The 2,610-nt window shown below is 61.4% G+C and carries 2 protein-coding genes; both read right to left on the minus strand.

Features of this window, described 5'->3' with window-relative positions; genetic code table 11:
- Nucleotides 1–169: 169 nt before the first annotated feature.
- Nucleotides 170–1,534, minus strand: coding sequence for an MBL fold metallo-hydrolase (locus IBX54_RS14310; RefSeq protein ID WP_296543327.1), 1,365 nt, complete (start codon nt 1,532–1,534; stop codon nt 170–172).
- Nucleotides 1,535–1,962: 428 nt separating this feature from the next.
- The coding region (locus IBX54_RS14315) for a DnaJ C-terminal domain-containing protein (RefSeq protein ID WP_296543328.1) at nt 1,963–2,610 on the minus strand (648 nt) is incomplete at its 5' end.

The raw sequence follows: 2,610 nt of genomic DNA on the forward strand, positions 1-2,610 counted from the left end.
TTCAAGGTCCGTGTGCGGTATCGGGCCGGATACGGGGGGCTCGCAGTGACGATGTAGCTGTTCAAAGTCCGTGCGCGGTATCGGGCCCGATTCAGGGGGCTCGCAGTGACGGTACTTTTTCATAATTTGGGGCATCGCTACGAATTCATGCAAGTTCCGACATCCGACATTATGTAGGCCAGGTCGAGCCCTGCTCGGGCACCACGGCGCGCCAGCCGAGTTCGTGCTTGATGCGGCCGCGCAGGATGTCGGCGGGGCCAGCCTCGCCGTGTACCACATAAACCTGGTCAGGCGCCTGCGGCATGGTGCGTAGCCAGGCCATCAACTGGTTGCCGTCGGCGTGGGCCGAGGCCGACTCGAGCTGCACGATTTCGGCGTTGACCTCGACATCGCGGCCGTGGATGCGCACCGTCTTGGCGTCACTGGCCAGCGTGGCGCCGCGCGTGCCGGGTGCCTGATAGCCGGTCAGGATGATCATGTTGCGGTGGTTGCCCGCATAGTGTTCCAGGTGGTGCAGCACGCGCCCGCCGGTGGCCATGCCGCTGGCCGACAAAATGACCATGGGGCCGTGTCGGCTGGCCAGCGCCTTGGATTCGTCTGTGCTGTTGACCATGGTGGCGCTGCGCGTCAGGGCACGCGTGTCCTGGTGGCTCAGCCGGTGTTCACCGGGATGGTCTTCAAACAAATGGGTGGTGTGCACGGCCATCGGGCTGTCGAGGAAAACCGGCAGCGATGTGGGTAACTCGCCTTTCATTTTGAGCAGGTGAATGGCGTGCAGCAAGGCCTGGGCACGGCCCACGGCAAACACCGGCACCACGGCCACGCCACCGCGCTTGGCCGCGCGCTGCAAGGCCGGAGCCAATTCGGCCAGCACGTCTTCTTTGGGGTGGATGCGGTCGCCGTAGGTGGACTCGATCAGTACCGTGTCGGCTTGCGGTGCGTCGTCGGGTGGGCTCATGATGAGGTCGTCGGGGCGGCCCAGATCGCCCGAGAACAGGATGCGTCGGCCCGCCACTTGCAGCAGAATGCTCGACGCGCCCAATATGTGTCCGGCCGAACGGAAGGTCGCCTTCCAGCCCGGTATTGGTGTAATGACCTTGTCGAATTCCACCGCCTTGAGCAGCGGCAGGGCATCGAGTGCGTCCTGCCGTGTGTACAAAGGTAGCGCAGGGGCGTGCTTTGAAAAACCATGGCGATTGGCAAAAGCGGCATCTTCTTCCTGGATATGGCCGCTGTCGGGCCACAAGATGCGGCACAGGTCGCGCGTGCCGCGGCTGGCGTAGACGCGGCCGTTAAAGCCTTCCTTGGCCAGCAGCGGAGAGTAGCCGCTGTGATCCAGATGGGCGTGGGTCAGCAGCACGGCATGAATCTGGTCGGGTGGCACGGGCAGCGGGGCCCAGTTGCGCAGGCGCAATTGCTTGTAGCCCTGGAACAGGCCGCAGTCCACCAGCAGGCGTTTGCCCTCGTGCTGGACCAGGTATTTGGAGCCGGTGACGGTGCTGGCACCGCCCAGAAAGGTGATGGTCACGCTCATTTGAAAGTCTCCTCAGGTTTAACCATCCGAAGTCATTCGCGGCGAGGGCGCCGCTCCCACAAAGACAAAGCTTTAACGTGAAAGAACGTCGTCATTGCAAACGAAGTGACGCAATCCATGACTTCCGAAGACATGGATCGCCACGCAGCGCTTTCCATGAACAGCCCCGTCATTGCGAACGCAGTGACGCAATCCATGACCCCGGAAGTCATGGATCGCCACGCTTCGCTCGCGATGACGAAGTCTCTGTTCAAGGTCCGTGTGCGGTATCGGGCCGGATACGGGGGGCTCGCGATGACGGTACGCTTTCATCATTTGGGGCGTCGCTCTGGATTCATGCAAGTTAGTCCAACGAAAAAGCCACGCCGTTGTAACGCAACAGCGTGGCTCGATTCTGGACTCTTTAAAGGTCGCTTGGACGACAAATATCAACTGAAAAAGCTTTTCAACCGATCGGTCCAGCTGTCGCCGCTGGGCGAGTGCTTGCTGCCATCTTTTTTGAACGACTCATCGAGTTCGCGCATCAGCTTGCGCTGGTGTTCGGTCAATTTCACCGGGGTTTCTACCAGGATGTGGCAGTACAAGTCGCCAGGGTAATTGGAGCGTACGCCCTTGATGCCCTTGCCGCGCAGGCGGAACTGCTTGGCGGTTTGCGTGCCTTCGGGGATGTCGATGGCGGCTTTGCCGTCGAGCGTGGGCACATCGATTTCTCCGCCCAGCGTGGCAGTGATGATGCTGATCGGCACCGAGCAATGCAGGTCGTCGCCGTCACGTTCAAAAATGTCGTGCTTTTTCAGGCGGATTTCAATATACAGGTCACCCGGTGGCCCGCCGTTGGTGCCAGGCTCGCCGTTGCCCGCGCTGCGGATGCGCATGCCGCCGTCGATACCCACCGGAATCCTGACCTCAAGGGTTTTTTGCTTTTTGATTTTGCCTTGGCCGTGGCAGGTGGTGCAGGGCTCGGGAATGACCCTGCCTGTGCCGCGGCAGGTGGGGCAGGTCTGTTGCACGCTGAAAAAGCCCTGGCGCATTTGCACCGCGCCCGAGCCGCCACAGGTGCCGCAGGATTTAACCTG

The sequence above is a fragment of the Rhodoferax sp. genome, from assembly GCF_014859475.1.
Lineage (GTDB): Bacteria > Pseudomonadota > Gammaproteobacteria > Burkholderiales > Burkholderiaceae_C > Rhodoferax.